We start from the raw sequence: 17,820 nt of genomic DNA, 5'->3' as shown, positions 1-17,820 counted from the left end.
GCACGCTTGCGCACTGCAATGCGAGTACGTTGCTTTCGCCCTCGTAAATGACCTGTCGTGCGATGACCGCCTCGTGGCGCAACTGCGCTTCCCACCTGGCGCCCGCCTGGTCGAGATGATGCGTGCCGTAGACATACGGCTGGCCATACGTCGTCGGGTCCTGCGGTGCGACATTGGCACTGTCCCGAAAGCGCTCCCACGCGCTCTCAGGGTTGTAGTCCGCGACCATGAACGACTGCGGCACGGTCGTCGTGTGCGTCTCGATCTTCGTCACCGCCTCCACGCCGCCCGCTTCCAGACCGGCCGCTTCGCGGTACGGCACGATCCGCTGTGGATCGTCGTAGAGGTAATGATCGATGTCATCTGCAAAGACGATCTGGTCACCGTATTCCGTTTCCACGATAAAGCAGTAGATCCCAGCCTTCTCCATCAGCATGTGGACATAATCGAAATCCGTCATCTGGTGCTGGAAGCGCCAGAGATGGACCGGATACTGACGGCGCAGACGGAACGATGTCTGGTGATCCCGGATGCCATGACGGCGCAACACCGCCATGAGGATCTGCGGTGTGGTGACGCGTTGGTAGACGTGCGTGTCCGTAACCGCCTGGAGCCGTCCGAAGTGTGACTTCACCACGACCTCGTACTTTACGTAGTCCTTCGTGGTCCGGATGGTGGAGAAGCGCTCGATGAAACCACTGAATTTCCGCACTGTTCCATCGTCATTCTCGATGCCGAAAACCGCATCAAGGTTCAGATAGTCAGCCCGTGCAAGCTGCTGCGGGTGGGTCAACTCGATGCGCACCTCGGTGGGCGCGCCCATCTTCTCGATTGCCGTGAACGACACGACCGACAGCGCCGCCGCGCTGTCCGTGCCAGGTACGTCGAGAAAATATGCCTGGCGCCCGGTTATGGCACGCAGCGCGTCTTGCAGGTCTGCCATGACCCGGCCTCCTTGCTGATTGTGGGAGACGCGGCCGGGTACATGAGGACTGCAAACGTCAGGCTGGCCGCGATCTGGAGCCATTTCAGCTCTTCACGCGTTTTTACCTGGCGGGGTGATTCACTTCAATCAGATGTGTCTGAAAGTCCGTAGTCTGTTGTCAAACGGAAAAGGGCGACCGAAGTCGCCCTGTCGCCAAAGAACTGTCATGGACCGAATAGCGTCGCCCAACAACCTCAAACCACCCTCGCCCCCACCCGCCGATTATCTGCACGCATGAATGAACTGTGCTCAACAACCGCCCCAAACAGCAACCCAATCGTCGCCCACATAATCGCCTGCATGCCAAGCGCAGCGACGCGGAATTTCCACAGCAGCGCTGCCGGAAAACCCGCAGGGACTTCATCGATAACCGGCATCGACACCTGCACAACGGCAATGATCGCGACGAACACGAGCCCAGCCACGATCGAGCCGTTCCATGCACCGAGCTTGATGGCCGCGCGGCGTCGGACCTTCAGCGAAAAGACCAGCGCGGTCAGCGAAATCGCGATCATCAGAAAGAAGAGTCCCGTGCGCGGTCCGATCGTCGCGGGGTCGCCGACCGCGGGCGGATTCGCCGGATACTTGATGTTCGGAACGATCACCAGCGCGACGAATGCACCAAGCGCGAGCCACGCCGACAACGCGCGCGCACTCATCGGGCCGACTCGCCCGTAAGCGTAGGCAAACACGAGCGAGAACAATCCGCCGAACGCCGCGCCGTACACGACCACGCCGGTCAGCAATCCCAAACCGGCTTGCGTATCGCGACTGACGAGTTCCTCCTCATGTGCATGCTGGTGCTCATCGGCATCGGCAGCAGCAGTAGCCGCACCCGCATGTCCATGCTCATGCCCATGCGCTGCACCACCCGCCTCGCCGGCTTTCTCTTCGAACGCAATCGCCTGATTGACCTGCGGCTCGCCCACCACTCGGGCGAACGCGAACGTGACGAGTCCTGCGGCGATGCCTGCAAGCATGCCGCGCAACAACAACTTACCGACCATGTTCTGCTCCGTTAGTGGCAGGGAAAGCCGAGCAGATGGCGGCCGTCGTGCACGAACTCATGCACGTACATGCCAGGCACGAGAGACGTGGCGCCCTGTTCCGCGCCGACGAAGTACAGCGCGAGCAGCAACAGCAATCCGCCGAACACGGCCCAAGGCAACAATTCGCGCAGCGGAATCGGCGTGGGCTGAACAGCGGGCTCGCGAGCGGGATCGAAAACAGCTTCAGTCATGAAGGACATCTCCTGGGGTAACGCGCCCCGTAGTCGATTGCAGAGGAATGGTGCGAAGCTCAGGTCTGGCTTTCGGCTTGCGATGCCGATTACAGTGGCGCGACCGCGCCGGGCTCTCACCGGCTTCCGCGCTTCGCAGTCCGGCTATTCTACGCGGTAAACTTCGGCGCCAGCTAGCGCGGACTGACGCGCGCGCATATTGAATGGAACGCGAAAAATGAACCTTCGGCTGCTGCTGATCAGCCATGCGCCAACCGCGGCCATGCCCGCGGGCCGCTTTCCCGCCGACGATCCACTCGACGCTCGCGGCCTCGCTGAAGCGCAAGCCGCGCAAGCGCGCTTGTCGCATCTATCGCATCTGACCGCGCTCAACGAAGCACCCGCTTTCGTCAGCCCGGCCGCTTGCGCCCGCGATACGGCCTCGGCCCTGGGTCTCAACGCGAAGGTGGACGCAGCGCTCGCCGACATCGACTACGGCAACTGGACAGGCCGTCGTCTTGCCGACCTCGCGGCGCAAACGCCAATCGACCTGAGCGCATGGATGCACAATCCCGACGCCGCCCCGCACGGCGGCGAGTCGTTTAGTCAGGCAGTGAAGCGCATCGGCGAATGGCTCGACACGCTCGACGTTGCGCTCCACGATGCACAAGGCAAAGCGCCAGGCAACGCGCGCGACGTCATCGCCGTCACCCACGCCCCGATCATCCGCGCCGCTGTCATACATGCGTTGAGCGCCTCGCCGGCCATCTTCCCACGCATCGAAATCGCACCGCTAACAGTGGTCGAACTGCATCGCTCGCAACAACGCGGCTGGACATGGTGGCCCGCATCGTCGTGAGTCTCGCAGAACACACATCGTCATTTACCCGATACCGATAAACGCAGCTTTCCCGATCCCGCAGACGTCAACGTGATCTGCGTGCGCCTCGCCGGCGCACCAAGATAAAAATGCTGACGTCCCGGCGAATTCTGATCGTGCGTCGCGTCCGGCAGACAGGAAGCAATGTCGGCGGCGACCGCTTGCAATGCGTCCGCGCTCGACCCTGCATCGCGATGCGGCGTCCACATGCACTGATAGCTTCCCCGCGCCGCCGAGCATTGCGCGTCGTCGCCATACGGTTGCGCGACGCCTTTGCCGTCGTCCGGCGAAAGCGCAGTGAATCCGTCCGGCGCCGCGGCCACGATCCGCTTCAACGACGAACACGGGCTCGGCGAATCATCGGCACTCGCGCGATACGGCGTGAGGCTTGCGAGCAGCGCGACAGCGAGCGTGCTGGTGAACAGCGTGCTGGTTTTCATAGCGGCGCGCGTGCTTGAAAGTGGCTGATGGATTGCGCCAAAGCAGCAGGCTTCGTGCCCTCGCGGCGAAGCAAAGCGAATGCACCCTGCAAATAGGCATGCAACTTGCATCCTGGCGATACCGGCTGACCGAGCCCGGTTTATTCATTGACGCCACGACTACGCCATGTCAAACGACGCGAACAATCACACGCCTAAACGCCTTTGCTCGGGAATCGACGGGATCGACGACGTGCTGGGAGGCGGCCTCACGCCGCACCGCATGTACCTCGTCGAAGGCGCGCCGGGTACGGGTAAAACTACCCTGGCATTGCAATTCTTACTCAAAGGCGTTGAGCAAGGCGAGGCAGGTCTGTACATTACGCTCTCGGAAACGCGTTCCGAGTTGATCTCGGTCGCGGACAGTCACGGCTGGGATCTCGGCCGCTTCCACATTCTCGAGCTGCTTTCCGACGAAGGCCTCGACCCGCAATTCGAGCAGACCGTGCTGCATCCGGCTGAAGTGGAACTCGGCGAGACCGTGCGCAACGTAATCAAGCAAGTCGAAGAACTCAAGCCCGCGCGCATCGTGCTCGACAGTCTCTCCGAGCTGCGGCTGCTGTCGCAGAACACGCTGCGCTATCGTCGGCAGATCCTTGCGTTAAAGCGCTATTTCGCCACGCGCGCATGCACGGTGCTGCTGCTCGACGACAACACATCCGATCCGTCCGACGTTCAGTTGCATAGCATCGCGCACGGCGTGATCTCGCTCGACAACGTCGTGCACGATTACGGCGGCAACCGGCGGCGCATGCGCATCGCGAAGATGCGCGGCATCAAGTTCCGCGAGGGCTATCACGACTTCTCGCTGGACACCGGCGGCATCAAGGTCTATCCGCGGCTCGTCGCGGCCGAACATCACGCGGACTTCGACACGCAGACGGTGAGCACCGGCACGACCGGTCTCGACGTGCTGCTCGGCGGCGGCCTGATACCCGGCACCAACGCGCTGATCGTCGGCCCCTCGGGCGTGGGCAAAACCACGACCGTGGTCTCATGCCTGATCGCGGCTCTCGAGCGAGGCGAGCGCTGCGTCTACTACGTGTTCGACGAAACGCTGGTGACGCTGATCGCGCGCTGCACGACGGTCGGCCTGAACCTGCAGCCCTATGTCGAAAGCGGGCTGCTCACATTGCGTCAGATCGATCCCGCCGAAATCTCTCCCGGAGAATTCGCGAGCGACGTTCGCATGTCCGTCGAGAAAAAAGGCGTGAAATACGTAGCGATCGACAGCCTGAATGCGTACTTGCAAGCGATGCCGGGCGAACGCTACCTGCTGCTGCAAATGCACGAACTGCTCGGTTATCTCAACCAGCAAGGCGTTATCACGATGCTTGTGCTGGGGCAGCACGGCATCATCGGCGAAATTCAGACCGACATCGACATCAGCTATCTGAGCGACGTGGTCGTTCTGTTCCGTTACTTCGAGCACCACGGCGAAGTCCTGACCGCCGTGACCGCCGTGAAGAGCCGCGCGAACGCGCACGAACGCTCGATCCGTCAGTTCAGGCTGTCGAACAACGGCGTGGAGGTGGGCGAAGCGCTGCGCGACTTCGAAGGCGTGCTCTCCGGGTTGCCGTCTTATAGCGGCAGCACCGCGCTGCTCGGTGCGACCGATCACCTCATCGATACGTCGCGGCAGTAAGCTCATGGAGCAACGCGTCCTGATTCTCGCGCCGTTTGGCCGCGACGCCGATGTCATTGCCGAAGTCCTGAGCAAGGACAAGCGGACGTGCGTCGCCTTTAGCGATGCGGACGCGCTGACCGAAGCGCTCGACGCCGGCGTGGGCACCGCGCTGATTGCCGAAGAAGCGCTCGCCGACAGCCGTGCAACGCGCCTGTTCGAGTGGCTCGAACATCAGCCCGCATGGTCCGACTTGCCGTTTATCCTGCTCGCGGCGACGCGCGTCGGTCATCGGTCGGCGCGCGGACTGGAAGTGCTCGAGCGGCTCGGCAACGTCGTCGTGCTGGAACGTCCGCTGAACTCGGAGACGCTGCGGCGAGCCGTGGCGTCGGCGCTGCGGGCGCGCGCACGGCAATACGAATCGCGCCGCCATCTCGCCGAACGGATCGAAGCGCAAGAAGCATTAGTCCAGCTAAACGATTCGCTCGAAAGCCGGATTGCCGAACGTACGCATGAACTCGCTTCGGCCAACAACCGGCTGATGATGGAGATCCACGAGCGCGCGAAGGTGCAGGCCGTGCTCGTGCAATCGCAGAAGATGGAAGCGCTCGGCCAACTCACGGGCGGGATCGCGCACGACTTCAACAATCTGCTGAACGTCATCATGGTCAACTCGGAGTTGATCGCGCGCGTGAGCGGCGACGAGCGCATTCGCGGCATGGCCGCGACCGTCAAGCGCGCGACCGAACGCGGCGCCAAACTCACGGGCCAGTTGCTCACGTTCTCGCGCAACAGCAACCTCGACCTGAAGGCCGTCGACGTGGTCACGCTGCTGCAAGGCATGCGCGACATCATTACCGTGTCGCTGGGATCGGGTATCAGCTACATCAACGACTTCGAACGCAAGGAGATGTGGACGCACGCCGACGCGAACCAGCTCGAGCTTGCGGTGCTGAATCTCGCGATCAACGCGCGCGATGCGATGCCGGGCGGCGGCGAGCTCAGCGTGCGCGTGAAGGAGCGCACTGCGCCCGACCAGACACTCGCCGAGGGCCGCTATGTCGTGATCGAAGTCGCCGACACGGGCGCGGGCGTGCCGCCCGACCTCGTCACGCGCGTGTTCGATCCGTTCTTCACGACCAAGCCGATCGGCAAGGGAACCGGCCTCGGCCTGAGCCAGGTGTACGGCATCGCGCGCCAGGCCGGCGGCACCGCGCGGCTTTTCAGCCAGGAAGGCGTCGGCACCACGGTCGAACTGTGGTTGCCGCTGCGCGAGCGCGTCGCGCCGCAGAACGCCAAGGCGTCCGATACCGAAGCGAACGCCGTCGGCGAAAAGCGCGTGCTCGTGATCGAAGACGACAGCGAGGTGCGGGCCATGCTCGTCGAGTCGCTCAAAATGCTCGGCTACAACGTGACGGAAGCCCCCGATGGCCGCGCCGGACTCGCCCGTCTGACGGACGACAACCCCGACCTGCTGATGGTCGACTTCGCGATGCCTGGCATGAATGGCATCGACGTAATCGCGGAAGCGCGTAAGATGCGCAGCGATCTGCCGGTGATTCTCGCAACCGGTTACGCCGACGTCGATATATCCGGTCTTTCGGTCGAGCGCTGCACGGTATTGCGCAAACCTTTCCAGCTCGACGATCTCGCGCGGACCGTCCGGCTCGGATTGATTGGCTGAAAAAAACCGCCTGCTTCAGCCGGCGCGCAGAAAATTTTCCAACTACATTGCTTGGCTAACGATTGTCTGACAGTGCAGCGTAACGCGCCATGATCTACCCCTCCCTTCGCGACTGGCTCTTCTCGGTCAAGACGTTTGCCGCCGCGATGATCGCGCTGTACATCGGCCTCGCACTGCAGTTGCCGCGGCCTTACTGGGCGATGGCGACGGTCTACATCGTGTCGAATCCGTTCGTCGGCGCGACGCGCTCGAAGGCGATTTATCGTGCGCTCGGCACCGCGCTCGGCGCGTCGGCGGCCGTGCTCCTCGTGCCGCCCTTCGTCGAATCGCCGTATCTGTTCAGCGTGGTCCTCGCGCTGTGGGTCGGCACCCTGCTCTTTCTCGCGATCTCGGATCGCACGGCGCGCAGCTACGTGTTTCTGCTCGCGAGCTATACGCTGCCGATCATCGCGCTGCCCGCGGTCACGAATCCGGCAGGCGTGTTCGATCTTGCGGTGAGCCGCACCGAAGAGATCACGCTCGGCATCGTCTGCGCGAGCATCGTGGGCAGCGTGGTGTTTCCGAGCCGGCTCGCGCCGACCATCATCGAGCGGACGGATGCATGGTTTCGCGACGCGGCTTTCTACTCGACGGAAACGCTGTCGGGCCGCATCGCAGGCGCGGCGATTTCCGGCGCGCGGCAGCGGCTCGCGGCGACCATCAACGGTCTGGAATTGCTGCTCAGCCAGCTCGCCTACGATCACACGCGCCCCGACCTTCTCACGCGCGCGCATGAACTTCGCGGACGCATGCAGTTGCTGCTGCCGCTCATGTCGGCGCTCGCCGATCCGCTGATCGCGCTTTACAACGCCGGCAGTTACAAGTGGCCGGAAGGGCTCGAGGCGCTGCTCGCCGACATCGTCAAATGGTTCAATGCGCCGCTGCCGGCCGCGAGCGCGGGCCATCACGCGGACCCGGCCGCGAATGCGCTGCGCGAACGCATTGCCGCGATGCAGCCGCCGCCCGAGGCGCTCACCACCTGGGACGGCGCATTGCTGTCCAGCGCGTTGTGGCGCATGAAGCAGGTGATCGACGTATGGGAGGACTGCCGCTCGCTGCGCATCATCATCACGCGTGAGGAAGGCTTGTGGCGGCCGCGTTTTCGCCATTGGCGGCTCGGCGGCACCGAGCGCTTTTTCGATCGCGGCATGATGCTGTTCTCGACCGGCTCGACCGCGGCCGCGGTGATTCTCGCGTGCAGTCTGTGGATCGCCTCCGGTTGGGCGGACGGCGCAAGCGCCGTGACGCTCGCGGCGGTCGCCTGCTGCTTCTTCGCCGCACTCGACGAACCCGCGCCGATGGTGTTCCGCTTCTTCGTCGCGACCGCGATCAGCGTGCTGGCCGCAGGTGTCTATCTGTTCGCCGTGTTGCCGCACGTGCATGACTTTCCGATGCTCGTGATCCTGTTCGCCGCGCCGTTCATTCTGGTCGGCACGCTGATTCCGCGCCCGCAGTTCAATATGGTCACGGTGCTCGTCGCCGTGAACACGGCCACGTTCATCAGCATTCAGGACGCGTACGACGCCAACTTTCTGACCTTCCTCAACAGCAACCTCGCCGGCCTCGCGGGACTTCTTTACGCTTATCTGTGGACTCGCGTGACGCGGCCATTCGGCGCCGAACTCGCGGCGGCTCGCCTGCTGCGCTCGAGCTGGAGCGATGTCGCGTTGACGGCGTCGACGCGGCCCATCGAAGACCCGCGCAATCACGCCGCGCGCATGCTGGATCGTCTGATGCAACTGATCCCACGGCTCGCCGCGACCGACGACCATCGTCATCCTTCCATCGAAAGTTTTCGCGATCTGCGCATCGCGTTCAATTCCCTCGATTTGCGCCGTCTCACGCGCAAGCTCGGCGGCGAGGCGCCGGCCGCGATCGAGCAGGTGCTCGACGGCGTGCGCGGCTATTACGAAAGCTGCGCGAACCGCCACGCGCGCGAGCCCGTGCCCGCGAGCCTGATGTCGTCGATCGATTCGGCCGTCGCGCGCGTCACCGCGCAAGGACTCGCGGATGCCGGCACGCCCGACGCGACCGCGCAAACCTCGGCACGTCACTTGCGCGACGCGCTGCACGCGCTGATCGGCTTGCGTCTCTCGCTCTTTCCGGCCACGCTGCAAGCCGCAACGCCACCCGCGCAGGAGGCAAGCGCCTGATGCGCCGTTCAACCCCTTGGCCCCATTCCCACGATGATCGGTGAAATAGACATCTTCGGCGTATTTGTGCCGGCCGTGCTCGTGCTGATGCTGGTCGCCTATCTGATCAACCTCGCGATTCGCGCGGTGCTCGCGCGTGTCGGCTTTTACCGCTTCGTGTGGCATCGCTCGATCTTCGATCTCGGCATCTATGTGCTGGTGCTGGGCCTTGTCGTCGTCGTTTCGCACAGACTCGTTTCGTGAAATCAACGTGAAAAAAACCTGGTTCTCCGTCGGTCAGATCGTGCTGACCCTGATCGTCGTCGTGGCCGCGGCGCTCGTGCTGTGGAAGCTGATCGGCTACTACATGTTCGCGCCGTGGACTCGCGACGGACACGTACGCGCCGACGTGATCCAGGTTGCACCGGACGTGTCGGGGCTGATTTCATCGGTAGATGTAGTGGACAACCAGCAGGTCAGGCAAGGCCAGGTGCTGTTCGTGATCGATCACGCCCGCTACGCGCTCGCGCTGCGTCAGGCGCAGGCCACCGCGCAGCAGCGCCGCGCCACGCTCGACCAGGCACGGCGGGAAGACGTGCGCAATCGCAAGCTCGGCAACCTCGTCGCCGCCGAAGTCGCGGAAGAGAGCCGCTCGCGCGTCGACCAGGCGGAAGCGGCGCTCGCCGATGCGAACGTCGCGATCGACACGGCGAAGCTGAATCTGCAACGCGCGACGATCGTGAGCCCCGTCGACGGTTATCTGAACGATCGCGCGCCGCGTGCCGGCGAATTCGTCGCGGCGGGACGCGCGGTGCTGTCGGTGGTGGACATGCATTCGTTCCGCGTCGACGGCTACTTCGAGGAGACGAAGCTCGGCGGCATCCACATCGGACAGCCGGTCGACATCAGCGTGATGGGCGAGCCGCAGGTGCTGCGTGGGCATGTGCAAAGCATCGTCGCGGGCATCGAGGACCGCGACCGCACGCAGGGCACCAATCTGCTGCCCAATGTGAATCCTGCGTTTAGTTGGGTGCGGCTCGCGCAGCGCATTCCAGTGCGTGTCGCGCTCGATGAAGTTCCGCCCGATTTCCGCATGATCGCAGGGCGTACCGCTACCGTGTCGGTGCGCGAGCTGGCGGAGGCGCGCGCCGCGCGTCCCGCGCAGGCTTCGGAGGCGTCGAGTGTCTCCGCAACACCGCCCGCGACTGCCGCAGCCACTTCGGGCGCCTCGCAATGAAAGCGTCCCGCTTCGCGCCGTTTCTGCGCCTGCCTTCGCGCGCGTTCGCGCTGGTTCCGCTCGCCGCGTTGCTCAACGGCTGCATGAATGTCGGCCCGAACTACTCGCTGCCGAAAGACGCACTCGTGAACGCGCCGCTCGCGAATGCGCCGATCGAAGGCGCGGACTCGGCGCTCACGTCACACGCCGACGTGCCCGCGGTGTGGTGGAAGCTGTACGACGATCCGGTGCTCAACGGTCTCGTCGACGAAGCGCTGCAATCCAATACCGACTTGCGCGTCGCCGCCGCGAATCTCGCGCGCTCGCGCGAGGCGCTCGGCGTGGCTCAGGCGCAAGGCGGCTTTTCCGGCAAGACGTCGGCGGCGTTTCAGCGCGCGCAGGAATCGGCCGAACAATACCTGCTCACCGAGAAACTGCCGGTCGTGAACGAAGGCGACGTCGGCATCAGCGTCGCGTATGAAATCGATCTGTTCGGCAAGCTGCGGCGCGGCGTGGAAGCGGCGCAGGCCGACGCCGACGCCGTGCAGGCCGCGGGCGATCTCGCGCGCATCTCAGTGGTCGCCGACGTGGTGCGCGCCTACGTCGAGCAATGCTCGGCCGCCGAGGAACTGAAGATCGCGCAGCAGTCGCTCGCGTTGCAAAGACAGCGCGTGGATGTCTCGCGGCGTCTGCGTGACGTGGGCCGCGGCAATCAGACGGAAGTCACGCGCGGGCAAACCCAGGTCGATACGTTGTCCGCCGATATTCCGCGCTACACCGCGCGTCGCAAGATCGCGCAATACCGGCTGGCGGCACTGCTCGCGCGCGCACCGTCCGACTTGCCGCCCGCGGTTCTCGCCTGCGAGAAGCTGCCGCAAATCCGTCAACCGATTCCCGTCGGCGACGGCGCCGCGCTGCTCCGGCGCCGGCCCGACGTGCGCGAAGCCGAGCGTCAACTGGCGGCATCGACGGCGCGTATCGGCGTTGCGACCGGCGCGCTGTATCCGACCGTGAGCATCGGCGCATCGGCGGGTTTGACGGGCGTTCTCGAAGATCTCGGCACGTCACCGACAGCGCGTTGGGGCTTCGGTCCGCTGATCAGCTGGACGTTCCCCGCCAACGGCGCGCGCGGCCGCGTGCGCGAAGCGCAGGCGTCGAGCCAGGTCGCACTTGCGCGCTTCGACGGCGTCGTGCTGACCGCGTTGCGCGAAACGGAGACCAGCCTTGCCACCTATGCATCGGACTACGCTCGCACGGAAGCGCTACAGGCCGCGCTGAAATCCGCGGCGCAATCCGCGGACGAAACGCACCGGCTGTATCGCGCGGGCCGCGAGTCCTTCATCTCCGATCTGGATGCGACGCGCACGCTGACGTCGACGAAAGCGCAAGTCGCAGCGGCTGAAGGTCAGGTGGCGATCGACCAGGTGAATCTGTTTCTGGCACTCGGCGGCGGGTGGGAGCGGGAGGGGCACGCTGCGCCGGGGATGGCGGGGGCTTCCGCTTCGACACCGGCTTCGGCTTCGGCTTCGGCTTCGGCTTCGGCTTCGGCACGAGCATCGGCAGCAAAAACCCAAGCCCCGTAGCCGCATCACCCGACCTTACGTTTTATTTTTGAATAACTTTCTTTTGCCTTTCATTTACGGTTAAATACCTGGCACTCACCACACGTTACGAGGCCAAGGTATGTCGTCATTCATGAAAAGCGCAGCAGCATTGGGCGGATGCATCGGCATCTTCACGGCGGTCGTGGCCATCGTCGAAATTCTGGCGGGCTAAGCCCGTTGCTCGCTCGCGAAGCGCCGGCTTGCGCTACGCAGGCCGGCGCTTCGCCGCTTGATGAATCGCGGCGCGCACCCGCGGATACGTGCCGCAACGACAGACGATATTGCTCATGGCCGCGTCGATGTCGGCGTCGCTCGGATGCGGCTTCTGTTTGAGCAGCGCGCAAGCGGCCATCAGTTGCGCGCTTTGACAATAGCCGCACTGCACGACATCGAGATCGATCCACGCGGCCTTCAGTGCCTGCGCTTCGCCGCCTTGCAACCCTTCGATGGTCGTGATCTTCTGCGTCGTCAAATCGGACATGGGCGTCTGACACGACAGGCACGCCTTGTCGTTCAGATGCACCGTGCAGGCGCCGCAAATGCCGACGCCGCAGCCGAACTTCGTGCCCGTCATGCCGAGCTCGCAACGCAGCACCCACAATAGCGGCATATCCGGCTCGACTTGCACAGCCACCGCGCGTCCGTTGATGTTGAGCGCTGCCATATCGGTCTCCGGCTTCAGGTGAACTTCAAAGGCAACGTACGCAGTCGCTTGCCGGTCAGTGCAAACACTGCATTGGCAACAGCCGGCGCGATTGGCGGCACGCCCGGTTCGCCGACGCCTTGCGGATGCAATTGGCTCGGCATGATGTCGACTTCGATGATCGGGCAATCGTTGATTCGCACAACCGGAAAGTCGACGAAGTTCTTCTGCTCGACCTGGCCGTTGACGATCGTGATCTCGTCCTGCAACGCGGCCGAGAGGCCGAATACGATTCCGCTCTCCATCTGCTGACGAATCAGATTCGGATTCACCGGCAAACCGCAATCGATCACGCAAACCACGCGGTGCACGCGAATCATCCTGTGCGATCCGATCGATACCTCCGCGACCTGCGCGACCACGCTGCCGAATGCCTCGTGAAGCGCGACGCCACGCGCGCGCGGAGCGCCATCGGCGGCAGACGTCAACGGGTGCGCCCAGTCGGACAATGCGGCCACTCGCTGCAACACCGCCAGGTGCCGCGGATGCTGCGCAAGCAGTGCGCTGCGAAACGCAATCGGGTCCTGGCTGGTGGCGGCGGCGATCTCATCGGTAAAGCTCTCGGTGAAGAAGGCCTGATGCGAGTGGCCGACCGAACGCCAGAAGCCCACCGGCACGGGCAAGTCCACGATCTTGTGCGCGACGCGCGCCGTGGGCCACTCGTAGGGCTGATCGAACGCGCCTTCGGCTGTCGTCTTGTCGAGCGGAATGCGCGGCGCGCCGTAATAACGCGCGAGCGCTTCGGGCACGATGGCCTGACTCGCGGACGCGCTGTGCCACGCGACGAGCTTGCCGTTATCGTCGAAGCCCGCCTTCAGGCGCGATACGCATGCGGGGCGATAGAAGTCGTGCGTAAAGTCCTGCGCGCGCGACCATAGCGTTTGCACCGGACGTCCGCCGGCCTCGCGCGCGATCGCGGCGGCCTGTGCGATGTAATCGGTTTCGAGGCGTCGCCCGAATGCGCCGCCGAGCAACTGCGCATGCACATGAACCTTGTCGTCGTCGATATGCAGCACTTTGGCGACGTGCCGCCGCGCGAGCGCGGGCGTTTGCGTCGATACCCAGACGGTCGCCGCGCCGTCCGCGACCTGCACGGTGCAGTTGAGCGGCTCGACCGCGCCGTGCGCGAGATACGGCGCGTGATATTCAGCCGTGATGGTGCGCGCCGCGCCGCTTAGCGCATCGTTGATGTCGCCGCGGCGGTAGTACGCGTGGCCGTCGCCGTCGTCGAGGGCGAGCGCGAGGCGGCGCTCCACTTCCGCGCTCGAAAGCGTGGCCGCGGCGCCATGCTGCCATGTCACTTTGATCGCGTCGACGGCGTTGGTCGCGCGAAATGGATTGTCCGCGATCACGGCGACGCCGCCCGTGCCGCCCGCATACGGCTCGAAAGCGAGCGCCTTCACGAAGCCGCGCATTCGCTGCGCCGCGCTCGCGTCGAAGCTCGCAACCGTGCCGCCGAGCGTAGGACACATCACGACACTCGCGTAGAGCAGGCCGTCGGGCAACACGTCGATGCCGAATCGCGCGCTGCCGTTGATCTTCGACGCGGCCTCGATGCGGCGCAACGGTTTGCCGATCAGCGTGAAATTCGCGGGGTTTTTCAACGCCACCTTGCGAGGCAGCGGTTGTTGCGCCGCCATCGACGACAACTCGCCGAAGCTCGCCTTATGTCCCGACGGATGCGTGACATACCCGCCTTGCGTCGCGCATTCGCCGGGTGCGACGTGCCATTGCGCGGCGGCCGCGCCAATCAGCATCGCACGCGCCGAGGCGCCCGCTTCGCGCATGGGCGTCCACAGGTCGTTGATGCTCGACGAGCCGCCGGTCATCATCGTGCCGGCTTCGCGCGTGAGCTTGCGCGTGTACCAGACGACCGCGCGCTTCGTGATGCTGTCGTGATCGGGACGAAACGGCAGATCGTCGATGACGTTCTGCACGCTGTTGTAGATGTTGTCGATCGGCGCGTCCTCGACACGCACGCGCGACCAATCGGCGTCGAGTTCTTCGGCAAGCAGCATCGCGAGACCGGTGTGAACGCCCTGGCCCATTTCCGCCTTGCTCATCATGATCGTCACGCTGTTGTCGGCGGCGATCTTGACCCAGCCGTTGAGCGCCGTTTGCGTGCCTTCGACGGGTAACGGCGCGTCGGTCGTGAGGCGCTGCCGCGCCGGCAGCACGGACCAGCCGACCAGCAACGCACCCACCGCGCCGGCGCCGCCGATGACGAAGGTTCTGCGCTTCATGATGAATGGCCCATCGGCTTGCCCGCCGGTAACAAGCTGCAAGGGCGCGATGCGCGCCCTGCGTCCCCACGCAATATTAGTAAGACGGAGGAACGGCCGCGGACTTAAATTCGTCGGATGAAGCCGTGCGCGCGCGGGGCGGGCGCGAGGGGCACGCTAGCGAGGCGGACCGCCTGGCTAGCGTGCCGTGGGGCGTTTCATTAAATGTGCAGAGCGTGCGGCTTTGCTCTGCCTTGCTTTGGTCAACAGGCTCAGCGCCGGTTCGAGCCCGACACGACATCGATCCATACGGCGAGCACCAGAATGCCGCCCTTCACGATCATCTGCCAGTAGGCATCGACGTCGAGCATCGACATGCCGTTGTCGAGACTCGCCATCACGAGCGCGCCGATCAATGCGCCGTAGACCGTGCCCGAGCCGCCGCGCATCGACGTTCCGCCGATAAAGCACGCGGCAATCGCGTCCAGTTCGCCCATCGAGCCCGCCGACGGCGATCCTGCGGCCAGGCGCGCCGTGTTCACGATGCCGGCGAACGCGCACATCAATCCCATCAGCGCGAAAATGGCGAGCTTCACGCGATTCGTGTTGACACCGGACAGGCGCGTCGCTTCGAGATTCGATCCGACTGCGTAAATGCGTCGGCCAAAGACGGTCTGGGTGGCGACCCAGGTAAAGATGCCGAGCAACGCGAGCAGCAGAAGAACGGGCACCGGAATGCCGCCGTAACGATCGAGCGTCGCCACGAAGCCTGCGAGAATCGCGCCCGCGCCGACCACTTTGGCAACGTCCTGCCAGACCGGCACCACGCTCAACTGATAGCGCTCGCGATTGCGGCGCTGACGTATCGTCAGAAACGCGAGCAATAGAAACAGCACGACGGCAAGCGTATCGCCGGCCAGTTTCGGCAGATAGCCCTGGCCGACGAACACGAAACTGTCGGAGACCGGCGCGATGGTCGAACCGCCTGTCACGCCGAGCAGAATCCCGCGATACGCGAGCATGCCGCCGAGACCGACAATGAACGACGGCACGCGCCGGTATGTCGACCACCATCCGTTGAAGAGGCCGACGAGCACGCCGAGCAGCATCACGGCGGGCAACGTGACGCCTATCGGCCAGTGACGGTTGACGTCGAGTATCGCGGCCACGCCGCCGAGCAAACCGAGCAGCGATCCGACCGACAGATCGATCTCGCCCGCGATGATCACGAACACCATGCCGCACGCGAGCATGCCGGTGATCGACATCTGCCGCAGCAGGTTCGACAGATTGCGCGGCGTCACGAAGGCGCCGTGCGTGAGCACCGAAAAGAAAATCCAGATGGCGGCCACGGCAATCAGCAGCGCGAGAATCTTGTAGCGCGCGAACAGTTGCTGAATGCGCTGCGGACCGCCGAATGCGCCTCGCGGCGCAGTATTGTCGGCGCGTTGGGAAGTAACGTCGGGCGTCATGCTGCACTCGCTGCGGTTGGGTTCGGGACTCGCTGCACGGGACGGATCGCGGCGCTGAGAATGTCTTCCTGCGTGAGGCCGTCGTTGACGAAATCGCCGCGCAATTCGCCTTCGCCGATCACGAGCACGCGGTCGCTAATGCCGAGTACTTCCGGCAATTCGGACGACACCATCACGATCGACATGCCGCGCTGCGCCAGTTGAAAAATGAGTTTGTAGATTTCGTATTTCGCGCCGACGTCGACGCCTCGTGTAGGTTCGTCGAGAATCAGTACTTTGGGATCGGTCAGCAACATGCGCGTGAGCACGGCTTTCTGCTGGTTGCCGCCGGAAAGGCTCGCTATCGACAACATCGGATGAGCGGCGCGCACGGAAAGCCGCTTCATTTCCGTATGAATCGTATCTAGCTCGGCTGCGGAATCGATGCGTCCACCCGATGCAAAGCGCTGCAGCACCGCGAGCGTGATGTTGTGGCCGACACTCAGACCCGGCACGATGCCGTGGCGCTTGCGATCTTCCGGCACCATGCCGATGCCCGCGCGAATCGCATCGATAGGCGCGCGAATCCTCACGGCCTTGCCTTCCATGACGACCGTTGCCTCGCTCGTGCCGGGATAGGCGCCGAAAATCGCCTGCATCAATTCCGTGCGCCCCGCGCCGACGAGCCCGGCCACGCCGAGAATTTCGCCGCGCCGCAACGCAAACGACACATCGTTCACGCGCTTGCGGCGCGGATTCGTCACGTCGAAACAGGTGACGTTGCGCGCTTCGAAAACGACGTCGCCAATCGGATGCGGCTCGCGCGGGAACAGGTTCTTGATCTCGCGTCCGACCATCAGCGAAATGATGCGGTCTGTCGTCAACGCGTGCATGGGCTCGGTGGCGACATGGCGTCCGTCGCGAATCACGCTGATCGTGTCGCAAACGGCGGCGACTTCGTCGAGCTTGTGCGAGATGTAGACACAGGCCACGCCGCGCCGCTTCAGATCGCGCACGATGTCCAGCAGAATGGCAATCTCCGAGGAAGTAAGCGACGACGACGGTTCATCCAGAATCAGCAGCTTCGCGCGTTTGTTGAGCGCCTTCGCAATCTCGATCAACTGCTGATGGCCGCCGCCGTAGTTCATCACCGGTTGCGCCGCATTGATGCCCTGAATGCCGAGCTCGCGCAGCAATTCGTCCGCGCGTTGGTACATCGCGGCGTAATTCATGCGGCCGCCGGGCAGCGTGATTTCATTGCCGAGAAAAATGTTCTCGGCCACCGACAATTCGGGCACCAGCATCAACTCCTGGTGAATGATGATGATGCCGGCGCGCTCCGTGTCGCGTATGCCCGCTGCTTTCAGCGGCGTGCCTTCCCAGGTTATCTCGCCATCCCAGGTACCGTGCGGATATACGCCGGACAGTACTTTCATCAGCGTCGATTTGCCTGCGCCGTTTTCGCCGCACAAGCCGACGCACTCGCCCGGCGCGACCGTCAGGTCGATTCCGTCGAGTGCTTTCACGCCTGAAAATGCCTTGACGATGCCGCGCATCGTCAGTAACGGTTGCGTCATTCGCT

The 17,820-nt window shown here is 64.0% G+C and carries 15 protein-coding genes and 1 riboswitch; of the genes, 7 read left to right on the top strand and 8 right to left on the bottom strand.

Translation table 11 applies throughout. The annotated features are described in order from the left end of the window. The 3 genes from C8K18_RS31800 to C8K18_RS31790 all read right to left on the bottom strand — a co-directional run. Positions 1-943, bottom strand: a 943-nt coding sequence (locus C8K18_RS31800) for a phage late control D family protein (RefSeq protein ID WP_181325352.1), incomplete at its 3' end; no start/stop codon positions are given. A gap of 236 nt (positions 944-1,179) precedes the next feature. Beyond that, the gene (locus C8K18_RS31795; protein ID WP_006047733.1) at positions 1,180-1,992 is read right to left on the bottom strand and encodes a CbtA family protein; all 813 of its coding nucleotides are present in this window, start codon (positions 1,990-1,992) and stop codon (positions 1,180-1,182) included. Positions 1,993-2,003: 11 nt separating this feature from the next. Next, positions 2,004-2,225, bottom strand: coding sequence for a CbtB-domain containing protein (locus tag C8K18_RS31790; RefSeq protein ID WP_006047732.1), 222 nt, complete (start codon positions 2,223-2,225; stop codon positions 2,004-2,006). A gap of 40 nt (positions 2,226-2,265) precedes the next feature. Then, a riboswitch (cobalamin riboswitch) is annotated at positions 2,266-2,404 on the bottom strand. A 38-nt stretch (positions 2,405-2,442) separates the two neighbouring features. Between C8K18_RS31790 and C8K18_RS31785 the strand changes: the two genes are divergently transcribed. After that, complete coding sequence (locus tag C8K18_RS31785; protein WP_006047731.1) at positions 2,443-3,063, top strand: histidine phosphatase family protein; 621 nt, start codon at positions 2,443-2,445, stop codon at positions 3,061-3,063. Positions 3,064-3,083: 20 nt separating this feature from the next. On the opposite strand, the gene C8K18_RS31780 is transcribed toward C8K18_RS31785, so the two are convergent. Beyond that, entirely contained in the window at positions 3,084-3,524 is a 441-nt protein-coding gene (locus C8K18_RS31780; protein ID WP_006047730.1) for a hypothetical protein, read from the bottom strand. A gap of 166 nt (positions 3,525-3,690) precedes the next feature. On the opposite strand from C8K18_RS31780, the gene C8K18_RS31775 reads away from it, so the two are divergent. The 6 genes from C8K18_RS31775 to C8K18_RS31750 all read left to right on the top strand — a co-directional run bounded on the left by C8K18_RS31775 (position 3,691) and on the right by C8K18_RS31750 (position 11,841). Then, positions 3,691-5,208: an ATPase domain-containing protein gene (locus C8K18_RS31775; protein ID WP_006047729.1), complete on the top strand. Its 1,518-nt coding sequence runs from the start codon at positions 3,691-3,693 to the stop codon at positions 5,206-5,208. Between the two features lie 4 nt (positions 5,209-5,212). Beyond that, positions 5,213-6,871 carry an ATP-binding protein gene (locus tag C8K18_RS31770; RefSeq protein WP_006047728.1) on the top strand — a complete coding sequence of 553 codons (1,659 nt, stop codon included), beginning with the start codon at positions 5,213-5,215 and terminating at the stop codon, positions 6,869-6,871. Between the two features lie 89 nt (positions 6,872-6,960). After that, on the top strand, positions 6,961-9,063 hold the full coding sequence (locus C8K18_RS31765) for an FUSC family protein (RefSeq protein ID WP_107710941.1): 2,103 nt from the start codon (positions 6,961-6,963) through the stop codon (positions 9,061-9,063). A 33-nt stretch (positions 9,064-9,096) separates the two neighbouring features. Beyond that, positions 9,097-9,306, top strand: coding sequence for a DUF1656 domain-containing protein (locus tag C8K18_RS31760; protein WP_006047726.1), 210 nt, complete (start codon positions 9,097-9,099; stop codon positions 9,304-9,306). A 7-nt stretch (positions 9,307-9,313) separates the two neighbouring features. Further along, positions 9,314-10,279 carry an HlyD family secretion protein gene (locus C8K18_RS31755; RefSeq protein ID WP_107710940.1) on the top strand — a complete coding sequence of 322 codons (966 nt, stop codon included), beginning with the start codon at positions 9,314-9,316 and terminating at the stop codon, positions 10,277-10,279. Beyond that, positions 10,276-11,841, top strand: coding sequence for an efflux transporter outer membrane subunit (locus tag C8K18_RS31750; protein WP_107710939.1), 1,566 nt, complete (start codon positions 10,276-10,278; stop codon positions 11,839-11,841). Before C8K18_RS31755 ends, C8K18_RS31750 begins: the two co-directional genes overlap by 4 nt. A gap of 226 nt (positions 11,842-12,067) precedes the next feature. Here the strand turns inward: C8K18_RS31750 and C8K18_RS31745 are convergent, their stop codons facing one another. The 4 genes from C8K18_RS31745 to xylG form a co-directional block, all read right to left on the bottom strand. Then, the gene (locus C8K18_RS31745) at positions 12,068-12,526 is read right to left on the bottom strand and encodes a (2Fe-2S)-binding protein (protein WP_006047722.1); all 459 of its coding nucleotides are present in this window, start codon (positions 12,524-12,526) and stop codon (positions 12,068-12,070) included. Positions 12,527-12,540: 14 nt separating this feature from the next. Then, positions 12,541-14,808, bottom strand: a complete 2,268-nt coding sequence (locus C8K18_RS31740; RefSeq protein WP_181324962.1) for a xanthine dehydrogenase family protein molybdopterin-binding subunit — start codon at positions 14,806-14,808, stop codon at positions 12,541-12,543. Between the two features lie 251 nt (positions 14,809-15,059). After that, positions 15,060-16,259 carry a sugar ABC transporter permease gene (locus C8K18_RS31735; protein ID WP_107710938.1) on the bottom strand — a complete coding sequence of 400 codons (1,200 nt, stop codon included), beginning with the start codon at positions 16,257-16,259 and terminating at the stop codon, positions 15,060-15,062. Then, positions 16,256-17,815, bottom strand: a complete 1,560-nt coding sequence (gene xylG / locus C8K18_RS31730) for a D-xylose ABC transporter ATP-binding protein (protein ID WP_107710937.1) — start codon at positions 17,813-17,815, stop codon at positions 16,256-16,258. Before xylG ends, C8K18_RS31735 begins: the two co-directional genes overlap by 4 nt. Between the last annotated feature and the right edge of the window lie 5 nt (positions 17,816-17,820).

Source organism: Paraburkholderia sp. GV068, from assembly GCF_003058125.1.
In the GTDB taxonomy this organism is placed as follows: domain Bacteria; phylum Pseudomonadota; class Gammaproteobacteria; order Burkholderiales; family Burkholderiaceae; genus Paraburkholderia; species Paraburkholderia graminis.
The sequence above is the reverse complement of the archived record's forward strand: the minus strand, read 5'-3'. Positions and strand labels throughout refer to the sequence as shown.

Excerpts from the sequence above, each read along its gene's own strand:
- C8K18_RS31795 (WP_006047733.1), bottom strand. The coding sequence starts at position 1,992 with ATGGTCGGTAAGTTGTTGTTGCGCGGCATGCTTGCAGGCATCGCCGCA.
- C8K18_RS31790 (WP_006047732.1), bottom strand. The coding sequence starts at position 2,225 with ATGACTGAAGCTGTTTTCGATCCCGCTCGCGAGCCCGCTGTTCAGCCC.
- C8K18_RS31785 (WP_006047731.1), top strand. The coding sequence starts at position 2,443 with ATGAACCTTCGGCTGCTGCTGATCAGCCATGCGCCAACCGCGGCCATG.
- C8K18_RS31780 (WP_006047730.1), bottom strand. The coding sequence starts at position 3,524 with ATGAAAACCAGCACGCTGTTCACCAGCACGCTCGCTGTCGCGCTGCTC.
- C8K18_RS31775 (WP_006047729.1), top strand. The coding sequence starts at position 3,691 with ATGTCAAACGACGCGAACAATCACACGCCTAAACGCCTTTGCTCGGGA.
- C8K18_RS31770 (WP_006047728.1), top strand. The coding sequence starts at position 5,213 with ATGGAGCAACGCGTCCTGATTCTCGCGCCGTTTGGCCGCGACGCCGAT.
- C8K18_RS31765 (WP_107710941.1), top strand. The coding sequence starts at position 6,961 with ATGATCTACCCCTCCCTTCGCGACTGGCTCTTCTCGGTCAAGACGTTT.
- C8K18_RS31760 (WP_006047726.1), top strand. The coding sequence starts at position 9,097 with ATGATCGGTGAAATAGACATCTTCGGCGTATTTGTGCCGGCCGTGCTC.
- C8K18_RS31750 (WP_107710939.1), top strand. The coding sequence starts at position 10,276 with ATGAAAGCGTCCCGCTTCGCGCCGTTTCTGCGCCTGCCTTCGCGCGCG.
- C8K18_RS31745 (WP_006047722.1), bottom strand. The coding sequence starts at position 12,526 with ATGGCAGCGCTCAACATCAACGGACGCGCGGTGGCTGTGCAAGTCGAG.
- C8K18_RS31740 (WP_181324962.1), bottom strand. The coding sequence starts at position 14,808 with ATGAAGCGCAGAACCTTCGTCATCGGCGGCGCCGGCGCGGTGGGTGCG.
- C8K18_RS31735 (WP_107710938.1), bottom strand. The coding sequence starts at position 16,259 with ATGACGCCCGACGTTACTTCCCAACGCGCCGACAATACTGCGCCGCGA.
- xylG (WP_107710937.1), bottom strand. The coding sequence starts at position 17,815 with ATGACGCAACCGTTACTGACGATGCGCGGCATCGTCAAGGCATTTTCA.